Origin of the sequence: Burkholderia sp. BCC1999, from assembly GCF_905339975.1 — a bacterium.
Taxonomy (GTDB): Bacteria; Pseudomonadota; Gammaproteobacteria; order Burkholderiales; family Burkholderiaceae; genus Burkholderia.
Window position 1 is genome coordinate 32,563 of sequence record NZ_CAJPHP010000008.1, and the last position, 18,731, is coordinate 51,293.

The 18,731-nt window shown below is 66.4% G+C and carries 18 protein-coding genes; 9 read left to right on the forward strand and 9 right to left on the reverse strand.

The features are described 5' to 3' along the window. Positions 1-622: 622 nt before the first annotated feature. Entirely contained in the window at positions 623-1,861 is a 1,239-nt protein-coding gene (lysA, locus tag U5809_RS13055) for a diaminopimelate decarboxylase (protein ID WP_322086812.1), read from the reverse strand. Positions 1,862-1,970: 109 nt separating this feature from the next. On the opposite strand from lysA, the gene U5809_RS13060 reads away from it, so the two are divergent. Together U5809_RS13060 and U5809_RS13065 are read left to right on the forward strand one after the other, a co-directional pair. Next, entirely contained in the window at positions 1,971-2,885 is a 915-nt protein-coding gene (locus U5809_RS13060; RefSeq protein ID WP_322086813.1) for a LysR family transcriptional regulator, read from the forward strand. Positions 2,886-2,941: 56 nt separating this feature from the next. Next, entirely contained in the window at positions 2,942-3,541 is a 600-nt protein-coding gene (locus tag U5809_RS13065; protein WP_322086814.1) for a GNAT family protein, read from the forward strand. A 102-nt stretch (positions 3,542-3,643) separates the two neighbouring features. Here U5809_RS13065 and U5809_RS13070 read toward each other — a convergent pair whose 3' ends face one another. The 3 genes from U5809_RS13070 to U5809_RS13080 form a co-directional block, all read right to left on the reverse strand. Next, entirely contained in the window at positions 3,644-4,222 is a 579-nt protein-coding gene (locus U5809_RS13070; RefSeq protein ID WP_282508857.1) for a DUF4142 domain-containing protein, read from the reverse strand. A gap of 393 nt (positions 4,223-4,615) precedes the next feature. Beyond that, positions 4,616-5,239, reverse strand: coding sequence for an HAD hydrolase-like protein (locus tag U5809_RS13075; protein ID WP_322086815.1), 624 nt, complete (start codon positions 5,237-5,239; stop codon positions 4,616-4,618). Between the two features lie 17 nt (positions 5,240-5,256). Next, entirely contained in the window at positions 5,257-6,087 is an 831-nt protein-coding gene (locus U5809_RS13080; RefSeq protein WP_322086816.1) for a substrate-binding domain-containing protein, read from the reverse strand. 188 nt (positions 6,088-6,275) lie between these two features. On the opposite strand from U5809_RS13080, the gene U5809_RS13085 reads away from it, so the two are divergent. Further along, complete coding sequence (locus U5809_RS13085) at positions 6,276-6,677, forward strand: DUF4087 domain-containing protein (RefSeq protein WP_322086817.1); 402 nt, start codon at positions 6,276-6,278, stop codon at positions 6,675-6,677. Positions 6,678-6,695: 18 nt separating this feature from the next. On the opposite strand, the gene U5809_RS13090 is transcribed toward U5809_RS13085, so the two are convergent. Further along, on the reverse strand, positions 6,696-6,884 hold the full coding sequence (locus U5809_RS13090; protein WP_322087002.1) for a Txe/YoeB family addiction module toxin: 189 nt from the start codon (positions 6,882-6,884) through the stop codon (positions 6,696-6,698). An 83-nt stretch (positions 6,885-6,967) separates the two neighbouring features. Here U5809_RS13090 and U5809_RS13095 point away from each other — a divergent pair, with 83 nt between their 5' ends. Together U5809_RS13095 and U5809_RS13100 are read left to right on the forward strand one after the other, a co-directional pair. After that, entirely contained in the window at positions 6,968-7,411 is a 444-nt protein-coding gene (locus U5809_RS13095) for a GNAT family N-acetyltransferase (RefSeq protein WP_322086818.1), read from the forward strand. A 57-nt stretch (positions 7,412-7,468) separates the two neighbouring features. Then, positions 7,469-7,687 (forward strand): DUF1653 domain-containing protein, encoded by a 219-nt coding sequence (locus U5809_RS13100; protein WP_006480837.1) that lies wholly within the window; start codon positions 7,469-7,471, stop codon positions 7,685-7,687. A gap of 55 nt (positions 7,688-7,742) precedes the next feature. On the opposite strand, the gene U5809_RS13105 is transcribed toward U5809_RS13100, so the two are convergent. Both U5809_RS13105 and U5809_RS13110 read right to left on the reverse strand, forming a co-directional pair. Further along, entirely contained in the window at positions 7,743-8,954 is a 1,212-nt protein-coding gene (locus tag U5809_RS13105) for a winged helix-turn-helix domain-containing protein (RefSeq protein ID WP_322086819.1), read from the reverse strand. A gap of 389 nt (positions 8,955-9,343) precedes the next feature. Beyond that, the gene (locus tag U5809_RS13110; protein ID WP_282508865.1) at positions 9,344-10,732 is read right to left on the reverse strand and encodes an MFS transporter; all 1,389 of its coding nucleotides are present in this window, start codon (positions 10,730-10,732) and stop codon (positions 9,344-9,346) included. A gap of 452 nt (positions 10,733-11,184) precedes the next feature. Here U5809_RS13110 and U5809_RS13115 point away from each other — a divergent pair, with 452 nt between their 5' ends. Together U5809_RS13115 and treA are read left to right on the forward strand one after the other, a co-directional pair. Then, positions 11,185-11,814: a TetR/AcrR family transcriptional regulator gene (locus U5809_RS13115; RefSeq protein ID WP_322086820.1), complete on the forward strand. Its 630-nt coding sequence runs from the start codon at positions 11,185-11,187 to the stop codon at positions 11,812-11,814. A gap of 136 nt (positions 11,815-11,950) precedes the next feature. Next, entirely contained in the window at positions 11,951-13,678 is a 1,728-nt protein-coding gene (treA, locus tag U5809_RS13120; protein ID WP_322086821.1) for an alpha,alpha-trehalase TreA, read from the forward strand. A gap of 95 nt (positions 13,679-13,773) precedes the next feature. On the opposite strand, the gene U5809_RS13125 is transcribed toward treA, so the two are convergent. After that, complete coding sequence (locus U5809_RS13125) at positions 13,774-15,261, reverse strand: carbohydrate porin (protein WP_322086822.1); 1,488 nt, start codon at positions 15,259-15,261, stop codon at positions 13,774-13,776. Between the two features lie 119 nt (positions 15,262-15,380). Then, a complete protein-coding gene (locus U5809_RS13130; RefSeq protein WP_322086823.1) occupies positions 15,381-15,650 on the reverse strand; it encodes a hypothetical protein in 270 nt (89 codons plus the stop codon). A gap of 1,079 nt (positions 15,651-16,729) precedes the next feature. Between U5809_RS13130 and U5809_RS13135 the strand changes: the two genes are divergently transcribed. Then, positions 16,730-16,867 carry a hypothetical protein gene (locus U5809_RS13135; protein WP_322086824.1) on the forward strand — a complete coding sequence of 46 codons (138 nt, stop codon included), beginning with the start codon at positions 16,730-16,732 and terminating at the stop codon, positions 16,865-16,867. 121 nt (positions 16,868-16,988) lie between these two features. Then, positions 16,989-18,635 (forward strand): Nramp family divalent metal transporter, encoded by a 1,647-nt coding sequence (locus U5809_RS13140; protein WP_282508870.1) that lies wholly within the window; start codon positions 16,989-16,991, stop codon positions 18,633-18,635. Positions 18,636-18,731 lie beyond the last annotated feature (96 nt).

The window sequence follows — 18,731 nt, forward strand, 5'->3', positions numbered from 1 at the left end:
TGTTGTCGAAAATTCAGGGTGCGCGACGCCGCGGCAACGAGCGGCGTCGCCGTGAGCGGGAAATCAGTGCGGCGGGTGGCGGCGCGAATCGAGCGCCGCCGTGCGTGATGCCGTGCGTTACGGCATGCGTTCGCGCGCGACGGTGGCGCGGCGCGTGTGCGGCTGAAGGCGTGAGCAGTGCGAGCGGCCGTCGAATGACGCGTGAGCTGACCGCGCGGCATGCATGTCGAATATGTTCCGGTGCGCGGCGAAGAGTTCAAGCATGGTGTTCATGATTGCCCGTACGGCTTTGCGAGAGGAGTGGACCGGGTGCCTCGTCGATGCGCATCCGGTGACACGAATGCTGAGCGACTGAGGGCAATCTTAGGTTTGTCAAAAAGGAATGTGTTTCCAAAGATGCACGCACTTTCTGCGTGCCGTGGAATGTTTTTCTCTGCGTGCGGAAGGTGGCGCAAGCGATCTGCTGCGGTTGCGCGTGATGCGAAGCATCGGGTGCTACGGTGCGACGGTGGGGTTGCTCCGCATCGTGAACGGGTGAACCGGTGGCTCGCCGAAAAGCAAAACGGCCAGGCTGCCGGTAGTGGCAAGCCTGGCCGTTGGCCTTCGTCACGCGGGATGCGCGTTAGTCGAACGTTTCGAGCGCGAGCAGTTCTTCAATGGTCTGCCGGCGGCGGATCAGCCGCGGCGTACCGTGATCGACGAGCACTTCCGGCGCGAGCGGCCGGCTGTTGTAGTTCGAGGACATCGACGCGCCGTACGCGCCCGCGTCGTGCAGGAACAGCAGGTCGCCGATCTGCGGCTGCGGCAGCTTGCGGTGCGTGACCACTCCGCCCGCATCCTGCGTAAACACGTCGCCCGATTCGCATAGCGGCCCCGCGATCGCGAGATCGACGGCCGGCCGGCCGGCGGGCAGCGCGCCGTCGTGCGCGTGCACGGACACCGCGTGGTAGCTGCCGTACATCGACGGACGCATCAGGTCGTTGAAGCCGGCGTCGATCAGCACGAAATCGTGCTTCGGCCGGCGGTTGACGGCCTGCACTTCGGTGACGAGCGTGCCGGCTTCCGCGACGAGGAAGCGGCCCGGTTCGATTTCGATGCGCACCGGGTGGCCGAGGTGCCGCTCGATCCGCTTGCGCGCGGCGTCCCACTGGCTGAAGTAATGATCGACATCGACGCGCGGCTCGCCGTCGCGATACGGGATCGACAGGCCGCCGCCGGCCGAGATCGCGTCGATGTCATGGCCGAGCGACGTGACGAGATCGACCATCGCATCGCACACTTGCGACAGGTGGCCGTAGTCGACGCCCGAACCGATGTGCATGTGAATGCCGACGAGCTTCAGCCCGTACTGGCGCACGATCTCGATCGCGCGCGGCACATCGTCGATCCAGATGCCGTGCTTGCTCTGCGGGCCGCCGGTGTTGGTCTTGTTGCTGTGGCCGTGGCCGAAGCCGGGGTTGACGCGCAGCCACACGCGGTGGCCCGGCGCGTGCTCGCCGATGCGCGCGAGCATGTCGAGCGACCCGGCGTTGACGGTCACGCCGTGCTTCAGCACGGCCGCGAGCGTCGGGCGGTCGATCAGGTCGGCCGTGAACACGACGCCTTCCGGCTCGCCCGCGGGGCTGAAGCCTGCGGCGAGGCTGCGTTCGATCTCGCCGAGCGACACCGCGTCGACGCACGCGCCTTCCTCGCGCATCAGCTTCAGGATATGGATGTTCGAGTTCGCCTTCTGTGCATAGCGGATCACGTCGAACTGGCGCAGTTGGGCGATGCGGTCGCGGATGACGTCGGCGTCGTACACCCACAGCGGGGTGCCGTATTGCTGCGCGAGCGTCGCGAGCTGGCGGGAATCGAGGGACATGGCGGATAAATCGGATCGAATGAACGGATAGCGTGGATGATGCACCTGATTGGCTATGCAGTAAAATGCCTGTTTATCGATATTCGATTCATTTTTGATATAGAAGATCATGCTCACGCACCGTCATATCGAGGTATTCCGCGCGCTGATGGTCACCGGCAGCACGACGCGTGCGGCCGAGATGCTGTACACGTCGCAGCCGACGATCAGCCGCGAGCTCGCGCGGATGGAGCAGGTCGTCGGCTTCGCGCTGTTCGAGCGCACGCACGGCCGGCTGCGGCCGACGATGGCCGCGCTCACGCTGTTCGACGACGTGCGGCTCGCGTATGTGGGGCTTGAACGCGTCGCGGCGACGGCCGCGCGCCTGCGCGAGTTTCGCGACGGCCAGCTGTCGGTGATCGCGCTGCCGGCGTTCTCGCACGCGATCCTGCCCGGTGCGGCCCGCCGATTTCACGACGCGCATGCGGGCGTCAGCATCTCGGTCGAAACGCAGGAGTCTCCGATGCTCGAAGAGTGGCTCACCGCGCAGCGTTATGACCTCGGGCTGACCGAGCACGACATCGCGCCGGCCGGCACCGTGCTCACGCCGCTGCTCGAAGTCGACGAAGTGTGCGTGTTGCCCGACGGCCATCCGCTGCTCGCGCAGGACGCGATCGACCTGCTCGATCTCGCCGATCGCCCGTTCGTGAGCCTGTCGCTGAACGATCCGTACCGGATCCTGATCGACGAGGCGTTCGCGCAACTCGGCGTCGCGCCGCGCTCGGTGGTCGATACGCCGTCGGCCGTGTCGGTGTGCGCGTTCGTGCGGCAGGGGCTCGGCGCCGCGATCGTCAATCCGCTGACCGCGCTCGATTTCGTCGGGCGCGACCTGCATGTGCGGCCGCTCACGCGATCGTTTCCGTACCGCGTCAGCATGATCGTGCCCGAACACCGGCCGAAGAATCTGCTCGTCGATGCATTTGCCGATGCGCTGCGCGGCGAGGCGAAGGCGATCCGCCGCAGGCTGGCCGCGCACCTCGGCTAGCGGCACCGTATGATGGGCGTTTCGCCGCTACCGTCCTCACTTTCCGGAATCTCGTCATGACCGCTGCAGCGCCTGCCTTCGAACCACCGACCCTCTCCGGCGAACGCATCGTACTGCGGCCGCTCGATGCCTCCGACCGGCAGGCACTGCTCGACGCCGCGGCCGACGGCGAGTTGTGGAACCTGAAGGTCACGGTCGTGCCGGGCGCGGAGACGGTCGATGCTTATATCGATACGGCATTGCAGGGGCGCGCGGCCGGCACGGTGATGCCGTTCGTGATCGTCGATCGCGCATCGGGCCGCGTGGTCGGCAGCACACGTTTCTGGAAGATCGACCGCAAGAATCGCAAGCTCGAGATCGGTCATACGTGGCTGAGCGAATCGGCGCAGCGCACGCGTGCGAATACCGAAGCGAAGTGGTTGCTGCTGGCTTATGCGTTCGACACGCTGCAGTGCGTGCGTGTGCAGTTCACGACCGACGAGCTGAACGAGAAATCGCGCGCGGCGATTCTGCGGCTCGGGGCGAAACAGGAGGGGATCGTGCGCCACGAACGGATCATGCCCGACGGCCGCAAGCGCAATTCGGTACGCTTCAGCATCATCGACGACGAATGGCCGGAAGTGAGTGCGCGGCTGAGAGCGAAGCTTGCGACGTAACGTGTGACGTGTGTGACGTGCGTCGCGCCGCCGGCAAGGGAGGCGGCAGCGCGACGAGGGGGGAAGCGGTGCGCCGCGCGCGAGGCGCGGCGCTGCATCGCGTTACTGCGCCGATGCGAGGTGGTGACGCTGCGCGAGCTTCTGCGCGTCCGCGTAGTGCGCCTGCAGGATCGGCAGCGACTGGCGTGCGACTTCCTTCAGCTTCGTGTCGCGGCCCGATGCGATTTCGGCCTGGAATGCCGAGATCGCCTTCTGCTGGCCGGCAAGGGCGACCTGCTCGATATACGCCTTGTCGAACTCGGCGCCGCGCAGGTTCTTGATGCTGCTCAGCACGGCGGTGTCCGGGTCGTTGGCCGGCACGTCGACGCCGCGCGGGCTCGCCGCGCGCATCGCCTGAATGATCTTCTCGTCGTCGGCCGACACGCGTTGCGCGAACGCCTTGACCTGGCTGTCCGACGTGCGCGAATCGGCGATACGTGCGGCGTCGTGCTGCGTCGACACGGTCTTCGTGCCGTCCGTGATGAAGGCCTGGTCGGCTTCGTGGATGCGCGTCGCGGCGGCCGCCGGCGCGGCAGGTGCCGCGGGTGCCGGTTGGGCGGTTTGCGCGGTCGCCGTCACGGCGACGAGAAGCAGGCCAGCGGCAGACAAAGCAAGGCGCGAGATGTGGGGAAAGCGGTTCATGGGACCTCCTTTCGATCGGGGCTCTGGTTAAAAAACGGATGACGTGATCCGTAGCTGTGCGAGAGACCGGGCGCGCCCGGGCCGGATTCGACCGCCGCTCTGCCGCGGCGCCGGTCGAAGTGTTTCCCGGCCCGACTGATTCTAGGAGAGCGGTCGGGTAGCAGGTGCAACCGTGCTGTGGTTTGTGTAACGGTTGGTAAGACGAATCGATGTGCGTGCTTGCAGACAGGTATTGCGTACCTGATGCGGGTGCGATGGCGGCAATTTTTGCGTGCACGTGGCGCATGCAATGCACGAGAAGCACGCGCATGTCATCCGCGTTTCATCGTCTTGCTGCTGTGTCGTGCACGTCGAGCGACGTGTCGGATCGCGCATGCAATGCGCGAGAAAGCGTCACACGCGATCGAGCAACGATTCGAGGTGTGGCAGCAACGGTGTCGCGCAATGTGCCTGCAAGGCGTCGGGTGCGGTGTAGCCCCACGCTACGCCCTGGAATGCAATGCGTGCGCGTCGCGCCGCGTCGGCATCGCGGATTTCATCGCCGACGTACAGCACTTCGTCGGCACGCACACCGGCCTCGCGAACGAGTGCACGCAGGCGACGCGCCTTGCCGAACAGCGGAATGCCGCATGCGAAGGTGTCGACCCGCGCGCTGGCACGCGGGCCGAGCCGGTCGCGCACGATGTCTTCCGTGTTTGACGTGGCGATCGCGATGCGGATGCCGCGCGCGGCGAGCGCATCGAACGTTGCGTCGACGCCGGGGAACAGCCTCACCTGTGCGACGCGCGGCTGCATCAGGCGGCGCATGTCGATCGTCACGCGCGGCACTTTCCACATCGGCACGTCGAGCGCGCGAATGATGTCGCGCGCCGACATGCCGCGCAACGCGGGGCGCAGTTCGGGCGTGGCGTCGCGAAAGCCGTGCAGGCGCGACGCTTCCGACAGCGCCGCGAGAAAGCTGTCGAGCGAATCGGCGAGCGTGCCGTCGAAGTCGAATGCGATGAGGCGGAAGGTCATGAAGCGACGCGACAGGGTTATTGGGCGGGTGACATTGTCACCGAATCGAGCCCTGTTGCCTGCACTGTCGCTTGCGCCTGCGGCGACGCGAGATAGTCGAGCAGCTTCTTCGCATCCTCCGGATGATCGGCGCTGACCGGAATGCCGCCCGCGAAGCGCGTGACCGACTGCACCGATTCGGGCACCTTGCCCGCATACGTGACGCCCGGCACCGGCAGCAGTTCGCTGACCTGCTGGAAGCCGATTTCGTAGTCGCCGTTCGCGACGACGGACGCCACCGGGATGCGCGGGATCATCTTCGCCTTGGGCTTCACCTGATCCTCGACGCCGAGCTTCCGGAACATTTCCTTTTCGACGTAGACGCCGCTCGCGCTGTCCGAATACGCGACCGATTTCGCGTGCAGCAGCACGGCCTTCAACTGGTCGACGGTGCCGATGTCGGGCTTCGGCGCGCCGGCGCGCACGACCATCCCGATCCGCGAATCGGCGAGCTCGACGCGTGACGCGGGAATCACCTTGCCTTCCTTGATCAACTGGTCGAGCGCATAGCCGACCATGATCAATACGTCGGCTTTCTCGCCGCGCGCGAGGCGATTCGGAATCGCTTCCTTCGACTGGCCCATCGACGGGCCGGAAATCGTGTCGAGCGTGTCGCCGGATGACGCCGTGAAGCCGGGACCCAATTGCTCGTATGCGGCCGTGAAGCCGCCGGAGATCATCACGCGCAGTTCGGCCGCTTCGGCCGGCAGCGCGGCGGACGCGAGCGCGACGGCGGCGAGCCAGAACGCGGCGCGGCGCGCGAGGGGAGGCCGGGTCGCAGGGGCGGTGAGTGCGGCTTGGGCGTGCATGGGTCGCTCCGTCCAGTCTGTCGTTGTTGGTGTGTGCGCTTGCTTGCATCCTGCACGGGCTACATGATCCACCGAAAAGCGGACGCGTGCCGTTCGGCGTGCGTGTGTTGCCGGCTGGCGCGCGACGCGGGAAGGAAAGCCCGGTATGCTGTCCGGCGCCCGTGATGGCGGTTTCCCGATGCTTCTTCGTGCCTGAATTCGATCCAATGAAAATCGCTCGTGCCCGTTGTGCGATGTGGGTTCTCGCGGCGGCGTTCGCGTCGACCGCCGCAACGGCGGTGGCCGCCGCGCCGGTAAAACGCTGCGGATGGCTCGAGAACCCGACGCCGGCCAACTGGTGGCTGGTCGACAAGGACGGCAGCTGGACGCTGTCGACCATGGGCAGCGAGCCGGTGCCGGGCCTCGACGAGATGCCCGACATGTCGAAGCAGGGGTGGGTCGTCACGAACGCCGGGGAGCACGGCTACGGCTGCGCGTGCCTCGACCTGGAGATTGATCCACACAAGCGCGACGTGACGAGGATCATGGCTGCGAAGCCGCTTCCGCTGAAGCGTTGCAAGGCCGACAAGACGTTGCCGGCGCCGTGGTGAGAATCGATGAAGGCCGTGCTACCCGTAGTGATAGCGGCAGGATACGATGCTGATCTGAAAGTCGTCAGCCTCGTAGACCAGACGGTTCGTGTCGTCGATGCGCCGCGACCAGAAACCCGAGAGATTGGCCTTTAGCGGTTCGGGCTTGCCGATGCCCTCGAACGGTGTTCGCTGGGGGTAAGGCGTCGCGCCAGCCTTCAGCCGCAGCGGATTGGCGGTGTCCCTTGTCCCCCGCGTCACGGCGCGGTATCGTCGATGCTCCGCCTTCCGACCCCGACCGGAGAACAGCCGTGCCCGCAGCCGCCCCCGCTACGCTGAGATTTTCCACCGACAAGCGCGAACTCGACATCGACGCGATCTTCGATTTTCTGCATCGCGACGCGTACTGGTCGCAGGGTATTCCGCGCGACGTGGTCGAGAAGGCGATCGAGGGTTCGCTGTGCTTCGGCGCGTATGTCGGCGACCGGCTCGTCGGGTTCGCGCGGCTCGTCACCGATCACGCGACGTTCGCGTACCTGTGCGATGTGTTCGTGCTGCCGGCCGATCGCGGCAACGGCTACGGCCGCGCGCTGATCGACCACGTGTTCGCGCAGGAGATGGTGCAGCGGCTGCGCCGCATCATGCTCGTGACGACCGATGCGCACGAGCTGTACCGGCCGGTCGGCTTCGGGCCGTCAGCGAATCCCGAGCGGCTGATGGAGATTCGCCGCCCCGACATCTACGCGAAACGCTGACGCGCGGCGCTGCGCATACAATACGCGCTTTCCGTTTTTGCCGAAGAGAAGCCCATCATGACCGAACAGGAAGCCGAACAGCTCGCGACGCACCGTCACTACAAGGGCGGGCTGTACCGCTACATCGGCGTTGCGCGCCATTCCGAAACCGAGGAGTCGGTGGTCGTGTACGAGCATCTGTGGCCGCATGCGCGCGGGCTGTGGGTGCGCCCGGAAGCGATGTTCAACGGGAACCTCGAGGACGGCACGCCGCGTTTTCGCAAGCTGCGCGACTGATCCGCAACCGGCGGCGTGTGCCGCCGAGACAGCCGGCCGCGTGAGCGTGACGCCGTTACGCGCCGGCCAGCGCCTTCACCAGCTCGGGCGGCGCATGCGCGACCGTCACCTCCGGCGTGCCGTGCCATGCCGCGAGCTTCTTCACGGCCTTCGCGACGTCGGCCGCGAGCCCCGTGCCGAAGCGCACATCCGGCTCGACATGCACGGCCTTCAGCTCGAACGTACCCAGCCTGCGATGCGCTTTTGCATCGACGCGGCCGACCAGTCGGCCGCGATGCAGCACGGGCAGGCAGAAATAGCCGTAGCGCCGCTTGTGCTGCGGCGTATAGCACTCGATCGTGTAGTCGAAGCCGAACAGCGTCGACGCGCGACGCCGGTCCCAGACGACCGGATCGAACGGCGACAGCAGCGTCGTGACCGTCGAGCGCAGCGTGTCGGTTCCGGCGGCCGGCAGTAATGCCTCGAGCGAGCGATGCACGTACGCGGGCTCCTTCCAGCCGTCGATCTGCACCGGAATCAGGTCGCCGGCTTCCGCGAGCCGCTCCAGTTCCTCGCGGTACGAGCGGCGCGGCAGCCGGTAGTAGTCGGCAACCCAGTCCGCGCGCACGACACCGAGCGCACGGCACGTGTAGTCGAGCAGCGCCGGCAGCACGGCATCGCGTGGCGGCAGGTCGCGTGAGTCGTCCCAGCCGGGCAGCACGCGTTCGCGTACGTCGTACACGCGCTGGAAATTGCGGCGTTCCGACACCATCAGGTCACCCGTCGTGAACAGCACCTCCAGGTGTTGTTTCTCCGGCTTGCGATCCCACCATCCGTTGCCCTTCACGCCATCCTCGCGCTCGAAGTCGGCCGACCGCACCGGGCCCTCGGCGCGAATCCGCGCGAGCAGCTGCTCGATGTCGGGCCGGTTCTGCTCATGCCACTCGGCTGCGTATTTCCAGCCCATCCCCGACGGATCGAGCATCTTGTAACGCATCAGCCCGAACTGCTCGACGGGCAGGAAGCACGCTTCGTGCGACCAGTACTCGAACAGGCGCGCCTCGGCGAGATGTTCGTCGAGCCACTGCGGCGCGAAATCGCCGAGGCGGCTGAACAGCACGAGATACGGGCTGCGTGCGACGACGTTGATGGTGTCGATCTGCAACTGCGCCATCCGGCGGATCGAGTCGAGCACGTCGGCCTTAGTCGCCTTGCGGCGGGGCGGCGTCAGCAGGCCCTGTGCGGCGAGATGCAGCGCGCGGGCGGCGGCGGGCGAGAGCGTAAGCATCGGAGTGGCGGTCGAGGGTGGCGATCGGGGACCACTTTAGCGCGAAAGCGGCGCACACGTGCGACGCACCGCTGCAACGCGTCTGACAATGCTTGACAGACGGGTTTCGCAAGTTTCCCTATAGTGCAGTTCATGGCGCGACGACAAGTGCGCGCAATGATTCCGCTTCCGACGCACATATGTCCATGGCACGCAGGAAGCGAATCCTGGATTCTCAACCCCCATCGGGAATCCAGGAGCCCTGAGCGGACATCCATGCGGCTGTGCACCGGCCCCGAGTGGATGTCCGCTGATTTTTTTGTATTTCCGGTTTTTCACTCCTCGCCGAGCGGCATGTCATGCCGCGGCATTCGTTTCCCTGGCCGTACCGGCCGCTTACTGCGTATTGATCATTGCCGCTTGCCGCGCGCGACTTCGTCGCCGGCGCCGGGTGGCAGCCGCCGCGTGATCGGAATCGACGCGAACGAGCACAGCCCGACCACGAGGAACGCGGGCCAGAAATCCGACCACATCATCGTCTGATGGCCCTGCAGCCAGTGCGACACGTGCAGCACGAGGCCCGCCACCGTCACGCCGAGGCCGAGCGACATCTGCTGCACGACGCTGCCGAGGCTCGTCGCGCGGCCGGCGTCGCGCGGCGAAATATCTGCGTAGATCATCGAGTTGAGGCTCGTGAACTGCAGCGCGGGGAAGATGCCGCCGACCAGCACGATCAACCAGATCGCCCAGGTCGCCATGCCGGGATGGAACACGCCGTACGCGGCGATCGCGAGGCCCGCGAACGCCGCGTTGTAGATCAGTACCGTGCGAAAGCCGAAGCGGCGCAGCGTATGCGTGGCCGTCGAGCGGCTCACCGCGCCGCCGAGCGCGGACGCGCACGTGATGAGCCCCGAATGGAACGCGGTCATGCCGAGCCCTTCCTGCAGCGCGAGCGGCAGCAGGAACGGCACCGCGCCGAGGCCGATGCGGAACAGTGACCCGCCGACGACGCTCGCGTGATACGTCGGGATCTTCAGGAAACTGAGGTCGAGCACCGGCCGCTCCTTGCGGCGCGCGTACGGTACGTACAGCGCGAGCATCACGGTGCCGGCCACGCACATGAGAATCGCGTTCGAGCGCGATGTGAGCGAGCCGTCGATCAGCGTGAGGCCCATCAGCAGCAGTGCGGCGCCGCTTGCCGACAGCAGGAAGCCGAACCAGTCGAGCGGGCCGGGATCGGGCTCGTGGGTGTTCGCGATGTGCTTGCTCGCGAGATAGATCCCGTAGATACCGATCGGCACGTTGATGAAGAAGATCATCCGCCAGTGCAGGTAGGTCGTGATGAAGCCGCCGACGAGCGGCCCGACCGTGGGCCCGAACAGCGCGGGAATCGCGAGGTAGTTCATCGCGCGCACGAGATCGGAGCGCGGCACCGCGCGGAAGATGATGATGCGGCCGACCGGGACCATCATCGCGCCGCCGACGCCCTGGATGAAGCGCGCGAACGTGAGCACGCCGAGCGAGTTGGAGGCTGCGCACATCAGCGAGCCGACGACGAAGATGCCGATCGCGGTGCGGAACACGGAGCGTGCGCTGAAGCGGTCGGCGAGCCAGCCGCAGATCGGAATGAACACGCCGAGGCCGACCACGTAGGCCGTGATCGCGATGTTCAGTGTGACGGGGTTGTGCCCGAAGTCCCTCGCCATCGCGGGCAGCGCGGTGACGATGATGTTTGCGTCGACGCTTTCCATGAACAACGCACAGGCAACGATGAGCGGTGCTAGAAAGACGGGCGACATGGGCTGGGCGCGCGGTAAAGGCGTCATTATGCCCACAATGTGACCGCTGAGTCACGCGTGACAACAGTTGTTCCGCATGTTGCAACAGTCGTCCTTTCCGGCGAGCTATGTAAAAAGAACGACTGCGCAAACGTGGCCCGACGATCGTGTTTGTGTGCGCGACCGAACTGACCGGAGGACTGCGCGGCCCCGCCGTCGTTCGACGCACGCGATGCGCTCTCGACGCACGGCAGGATCCCGACGCTGACGACGCAGCGATCCCGGAACGGCTCGACGTGTTCGTGCCGTTGCCGGAAGCGGCCGGGCACGGCGGCACCGACGCGCATCTTCACGAGCATGAATATAGTGTGCGCGTTCGAAGTTTGGCGGGGCATGGTGATTCCTTTTGACGGCGTGAAAAAGCGTTTCTAGAATATGAGCGTTTACTCATGTTCGAAACTCGCGTTCCCGTCATGTCCGAATCGTCTTCGCGTATTCCGCTTTCGCCCCGCAAGGCGCCGCGCCAGCGCCGCTCGGTGGCCACCGTCGACGCGATCGTCGAGGCCGCTGCTCGCATTCTGGAGCGCGACGGCTTCGACGGTTACACGACGAACGCCGTCGCGGCGCTGGCCGGCGTGAGCATCGGTTCGCTCTATCAATACTTCCCGAATCGCGATGCGCTGACGGCCGCGCTCGTCGAGCGGGAGAGTGCGCATCTGCTCGACGACGTCGACCGGGCGGCCGCGCTGTCTTCCTGCGACGACGTGCTGCGCATGCTGGTGCGCGGGGCCGTCGCGCACCAGATGCGCCGGCCGGTGCTCGCGCGGCTGATCGATTTCGAGGAAGCGCGGCTGCCGCTCGGTGCGCGCACCGCGCGCGTTGCCGACCGCATCCACGCGACGCTGCTGCATGCGCTGGGCCTGCGCGACGCGCCGCGTGTCGCCGCACTCGACGTCGTTGCACACGACCTGCTCGCGATCGTGAAAGGAATCGTCGATGCGGCGGGCGCGCGCGGCGAGACCGATGCGGCGGCGCTCGAAGTGCGCGCGTGGCGGGCGGTACGCGGTTATCTGCGCGAGTCGCGCGAATCGAAACTTGCTTGATGAGCACGTTTCGTGCGACAGTCGAATCCACTCGCACCACAACATGACGCGTATCGATCGAGGGCCATCGAGACGAACGCGCGCGCGAACGAGACCTCGTGCCGACCCACTCACCATCGAAAGGAGGGGACACGTCATGACGTCACGTCGTGCCGCATCGATTGCATCTCGCTTCCCGGTTCATCTCTCGTCACGTGCTGCGCTGCCCACGCCGCGTCTGCGCTGGGCCGCCGCGCTGGCCGTCGCCTATCTCGCCGTCGCCGGCTGCGCCGCGCAGGCCGACAACGCGAACCGGGCCGCTGCGCAAGCGGCCGGCCAGTCCACGGTAGCGGCCGCCACCGCCGCGACGGCCCCCGCGTCGGGCACGCTGCTGCCGCCGCCGAGCCAGCTCTACGGCGACCTGTTCGTCGCGGTGCAGACCGCGCAGATCTATCCCGACCAGAAGACCTTCGTCGACGCGACGCCCGATACCGATCCCGCGACGATCGTGCAGTTGTATCAGCAACAGAAATCGCAGCCGGGCTTTTCGCTGAAGACGTTCGTCGGCCAGCACTTCACGCCGCCGCCGGAAAGCGGCGTGACACCGCCGCCGAACCAGACGCTGCGCCAGCATATCGACTGGCTGTGGCCGCAGCTCACGCGCACGAGCGTCACGGTGCCCCAATACGGTTCGCTGATCGCGATGCCCAAACCGTACGTCGTGCCGGGCGGCCGGTTCCGCGAAGGCTACTACTGGGATACCTATTTCACGATGCTCGGGCTGCAGGTGTCGGGGCGCGAGGATCTCGTCGACGACATGCTCGACAACTTCGCACATCTGATCGATACGATCGGCCACATCCCTAACGGCAACCGCACGTATTACGCGAGCCGCTCGCAGCCGCCGTTCTTCGCCTATATGGTCACGCTGGCCGCACAGGCCGAGGGCGACAAGATCTACCAGAAGTACTTGCCGGAGCTGCGCAAGGAACACGCGTACTGGATGCAGGGCGAAACCACGACGCCGCGCGGGCAGGCCGCGCGCCACGTGGTCGCGATGCCCGACGGCGCCGTGCTGAACCGTTACTGGGACGCGAGCGACACGCCGCGCGACGAGTCGTATCTCGAGGACGTGACGACCGCGAAATCCGTGCCGTCCCGTCCGGCGAGCGAGGTGTACCGCGACCTGCGCGCGGGCGCGGAAAGCGGCTGGGACTACAGCTCGCGCTGGTTCGGCGATGGCAAGACGCTCGCGACGATCCGTACGACGTCGATCGTGCCGGTCGACCTGAACAGCCTGATGTTCCATCTCGAGACGACGATCGTGAAGGGCTGCACGGTCACGCGCGACCTGGCATGCGTGACCGATTTCTCCGGGCGCGCGGCGCGGCGTGCGGCCGCGATCAATCGCTATCTGTGGAACCGTCGCGGCTATTACGGCGACTATGACTGGCAACTGCGCAAGCCGCGCGATGGCGTGACGGCGGCCACGCTGTATCCGCTGTTCGCGGGCGTCGCATGGCCCGAGCGCGCGAAGGCGACCGCGCGCGAAGTGCGCAAGACGCTCCTGCAGCCAGGAGGCCTCGCGACGACGACCGAGAACACGGGCCAGCAGTGGGATGCGCCGAACGGCTGGGCGCCGTTGCAGTGGATCGCGATAGACGGGCTGCGCCGCTATGGTGAACCGGCGCTCGCGAAGGAGATCGGCACGCGCTTCCTGTCCGACGTGAAGCAGGTGTATGCGACCGAAGGCAAGCTCGTCGAGAAATACGTGGTCGAAGGCGCCGGTACCGGAGGGGGCGGGGGCGGCGAATATCCGTTGCAGGACGGCTTCGGCTGGACCAACGGCGTCACGCTTAAACTGCTCGGACTGTACGGCGAGTAATACGCGGCGCGGGCCACCTGCCCGCACGTACACCCGCACACGGGCCGGACGGTCGCGCAAGCGGCCGTCCGGCCCGTGTCTTCATGCGGCTTGCATCAGAACGTGATCGTCGTGCGTACACCGACCACCGTTTCGTCGCCGATGCGTGCACCGGCGGCGTTCGGGTTCGGGATGCCGCCGCCCGGGCGGAAGAAGTGCTGCAGGTCGGCCTGCACCTGCCACCACGGCGCGACCTGGTACTGGTAGGTCGCTTCGACGACCGTCTCCGCGCGGCGCACCGGATAGCCGGGCGTCGTGTACACGCCGGTGTCGCCGTCGAGGCCGCGCGCATGCGAGCCGATCTTCGCGTAGCCGACCGCGATGCCGGCGACGTCGTTGTCGCGTCCCTTGAACGGCGCCTTCAGCGTCACGCCTGCATTGGCGGCGAAATCGACGATATTGCGATCGCCCGGCGAGCCCATCACGCGCGCGAACACGCCGACCGAGCGCGGGCTGTCGGCCGACGGCCGCCACACCATCTGGTCCGCGACCGCATAGAACCCGTAGTTGCCGCGATGCGTGGCGGGCGTGCCGTTGCTGGCCGGATCCGCGAGCGACAGGCCGTCGGTGCCGAAACGCGGATCGTTCGCGTGCTGCGACTGATACCAGAAGCCGAGCTTGTACGTGCCCGGCAGGCCGACCGGTTGCGGCGCCTTCGGGTCGGCGGGCGGCGCGTTCAGCGCGTACTGCACTTCGCCGATCACGAACGCGCCGCTTCGCAGGTTGAAGTTGGTGCCGTGTGCGTTCAGCACCTGCGCGTCGCCGTCGGTGCGGCCGGCCGGATTGCCGTCGAACACGCCGATCATCGCGGTCCACGCGTCGGCCGGCTTCACGCGCAGCCGTACGCCGAGCGACGACAGCGGATACGCGGCGCCGCCGGCCGGCAGGTCGGTGGACGGCAGCACGGGCCAGCCGAACGTCGCGTTCATGAACGTCGCCGCGTTCTGGCTCACCATGAATTCCTGGTCGACGCTTTGCTGGCCGACCTTCACGTCGACCTTGCCGTCGAGCAACGACTGCTGGTACCAGAGTTCCCACAGGCGCGTGGTCGAGTTCGCTTCGATGCCGGTCGCGGTCTGCAGCGTCTGCAGGTAGCGCTGCGTGAGGTTGGTGCCGTGGATCTGCAGGCCCGACACGTTGAACGTGCCGCCCGGCAGGCCGATCGCCTTGCCGGTATCGACGTTGAAACCGAATTGCGTGAGCCCCTGGTACGCGCCGCCGCGATTCGTGCCGCCGGACGTGTTGTACAGGTACTCGCTGGTTTCCTGCAGGCTCAGCGTGACGCCGTGATCGCCGAGGAGATCGCGCAGGCCGCCCATGTTGCCGAGCAGGTTCGAACGCTCCCAGAGACCGGTGGGGGCGGGCGCGGCAGCATCGGCGGCCTGTTGTGCGGGAGCGGCGGCGTCGCTGGCGCCGGCCGCCGGTTCGGCTGCGGCCGGCTTCGACGCCTGCGCGAATGCGGAGGTGGCGGCGAGCGACAGCAGCAGCGTGGCGAGCGCATTGGCGCGGAGCTTGCGCGGGACAGGTTCGAGGTGATTCTTCATGTGGGTTCCGTCGATGATTTGATTAGTTAGACTGAAGAAACGAAAACGTGATGCGGGAAACGCGGCGAGACGATCGCGCGGCGGCCCGGGGCGAGCCGTGCCGCTGCGCGGCGACGGGGTTACGGCAGCCAGCCGCCGACGCGCCACACCTGCGCGAAGCCGAGGCGCGATGCGGCCGAGCACAGCAGCGCGGCGAGCGCGATCGCGGCCGCCATCGCGGCGACCAGCACGCAGTCGAGCGGGCGCGGCGTTGCCGGCACGTGGGCGAGCGCCACGCCGCGCCAGTTGCTGAACGCGTGAGCGAGCGGCGAGAGGCCGGACGCGAACGAGCGGTCGCACGCGACGTGCACGATGCGCTTGAGTCTGAGCGCGAAGGATTGAAGAAACATGACGCTGCCTCCGTCCGGTCCGGCAAATGCCGGACGACGTGATCGAGCGCGGGCGCGTGACGCGACCTGCGATCGGAGGGTGGAACGTAACGGAGCGTGCGACTGGCGGGGCGGCGATGGCCGGCCCGGGAGGAAGCGCGCTAACCCGGCGAATGCGAGCTAGCGGCGAAAGACATGCGTCTGGCTGCTATCTCGCGATGGCTTGGCCGGCCTGGACCGGCATCGAACTGCAACTAGAGCATGTGTCCACGGAGGGACTCCCTTGATGAATTGGGGCGGATTGTAGTCGCGACTTTTGCTGCGGTGCAAGCAAAAAAAGCACAAAAGATGACGTCTGTGGCGTGCGCGTCGCAACCGACCGCCGCGGCGCGGCAGCGTTTCGGCGGGGCGCGGGAAGCGCGCGGCAGGATGCCACGTCGTTGTTCGCACGCATCGTTGCGTGACCGCTGAGCGACGCGATGAAAGGTTCCGGTACGCCATTTCAAGGGCAAATCTTTCAGTGGCGGAAAGCGGGAAATTTATTTCGAGAAATGGGGTTTGGAGGGGTTGACTTCACTTTCGGGCGGTCCATAGAATCCGGCATCTTCACTCTTGGGGCCGCCGCCTTGGACGCCTGCAGTAGTCGATCTTCGAACGAAATTTCCGCCTGAGCGACCGACGTCCGCGCCTCATCGAAGCCGCCGTTTGTCTCCCAGGCAAACGGTGCGCGCAGCAGTATTCCGCAGCAAATCCCTACGTGCACCCTGATTCGCGCCGGTTAGCGTGATGCGTTTTCGCATGCGTTGCCCGGTTTCACCGCCGCCCGGCAGGCGGCCGCGTTCGCGCATGCCTTTTCCCGGCTCGCGAATGGCGGCCCGCATGCCTGACGGCGGTCAACCGTGTTTTCCGGAACACCGCACAGGAGCCGCCATGAACGACAGTGACAGTTGTCCCTTATGCCCGTTGCACACACAGACCCTTTTGAACCCGGGTCGCAGGGTCAATCCGGCCGACTAGCCTGACACGTCGTTCAGGCCCCGGACTGGCCCCGCACCCATCACGCGGCCGGCACGCCTGCCGTCGCCGCACGGAGCCAGACCATGAACTTCGGCCTTCTGCTGTCGAACCTCCCGCACGTCACGGAATCGCGCAACCACTACGACGCGATGCTGACGCTCGATGCCCGTCCGCGGGTGTTCTCGCGCCTGCTGAACCACCTGAAATCGTTGATCCGCTGAAACAAGCGCCGAGCGCGCCTCGGCATGCGCACGCGCGCCCGCCTTCGAGCGGCCGCCCCGTGCGCATTCCAAGGTCACACGCTTATCGAATCGAATAACCCTTAGCCGTACGGAACACATCATGTCCACGCCATCCAACGTCTCACCACCGATCGCCGTCGAACGCAGCGCCGTGCTCGACGAAGCACATCTGGGCGACATCCGCGGTGCACTCGGCACGATCTCGCACCACGACACCGGTGCGCGCGGCTCATGGTGGGCGCGCCTGCGCACGCTGCTCGCGATCATCGGCCCGGGCCTGATCGTGATGGTCGGCGACAACGATGCCGGCGCATTCGGCACGTATACGCAGGCCGGCCAGAACTACGGCACGACGCTGCTGTGGACGTTGCTGCTGCTCGTGCCCGTGCTGTACGTGAATCAGGAAATGGTGCTGCGCCTTGGCGCGGTCACGGGTGTCGGCCATGCGCGCCTGATCTTCGAACGCTTCGGCAAGTTCTGGGGTGCGTTCAGCGTGATCGACCTGTTCCTGCTCAATGCGCTGACCATCGTCACCGAGTTCATCGGCATCACGTTCGTGCTGGATTTCTTCGGGCTGCCGAAGGTGGCCGGCGTGTGCGTGGCCGCTGCGTTGACGATGGCCGCGGTGAGTACCGGCGATTTCAGGCGCTTCGAGCGATTCGCGATCGGGCTGTGTGTGTTGAGCCTCCTGCTCGTGCCGGTGCTCGTGTCGATCCACCCGCCCGTCGCGCAGATGTCGCGCGATTTCTTCGTGCCGAACTGGCCCACGCACGCGAAGCTGTCGGACGTGATGCTGCTCGTGATCGGCATCGTCGGCACGACGGTTGCGCCCTGGCAGCTGTTCTTCCAGCAGAGCTACGTGATCGACAAGCGCATCACGCCGCGCTTCATGAAGTACGAGAAGGCCGACCTGTGGATCGGCATCGCGTTCGTGCTGGTCGGTGCGGTGGCCATGATCGGCTTCAGCGCCGCGCTCTTCAACGGCCATCCGGAAGCCGGCAACTTCACCGATGCGGGCGGCATCATCGCGGGCCTCGAGAAGTATGCGGGCCGTACGAGCGCGACGCTGTTCGCGATCGCGCTGCTCGACGCATGCATCATCGGTGCGGCAGCGGTGTCGCTGTCGACCGCGTATGCGATCGGCGACGTGTTCAAGATCCGTCACTCGCTGCATCGCGGCGTGACCGACGCGAAGGGCTTCTATCTCGTCTATTTCGGCATCGTCGCGGCCGCGGCCACGCTCGTGCTGATCCCGGGCAGCCCGCTCGGACTGCTGACCGAAGCCGTGCAGACGCTGGCCGGCGTGCTGCTGCCGAGCGCGACGGTGTTCCTGCTCGTGCTGTGCAACGACCGCCAGGTGCTCGGCCCATGGATCAACTCGACGAAGCTCAACGTGTTCACGGGCGCGGTGATCTGGGTGCTCGTGCTGCTGTCGATCATCCTGACCGCATCGGTGATGTATCCGGATATCAGCGGCGAGGCGATCGTCGACGTGCTGGTGGGCGGTACCGTGCTCGCGATCGCGGGCTATCTCGCGACGGTCCTGATTCGCCGCAACAAGCGCGTGGTCGAGCCGGCGCTCGATCGCTCGCTGCGCGATACGTGGCGCATGCCGCCGCTCGATACGCTCGAGCCGCAGAACATGACGGTTGCGACGCGGATCTGGATGGCCGTGCTGCGCGGCTATCTCGTGATCGCGGTCGGCCTCGTGATCGTGAAGGTCGTCCAGATGACGCTGCTGAAGTAACGCAGGACGTTTGACAGGAAGCGGCGCCGGACCCGGCACCGCGCCGCAACCCGTGCATGCCGGCCCGCGAGGCCGGCATGTGCGTTTACGCGCCCG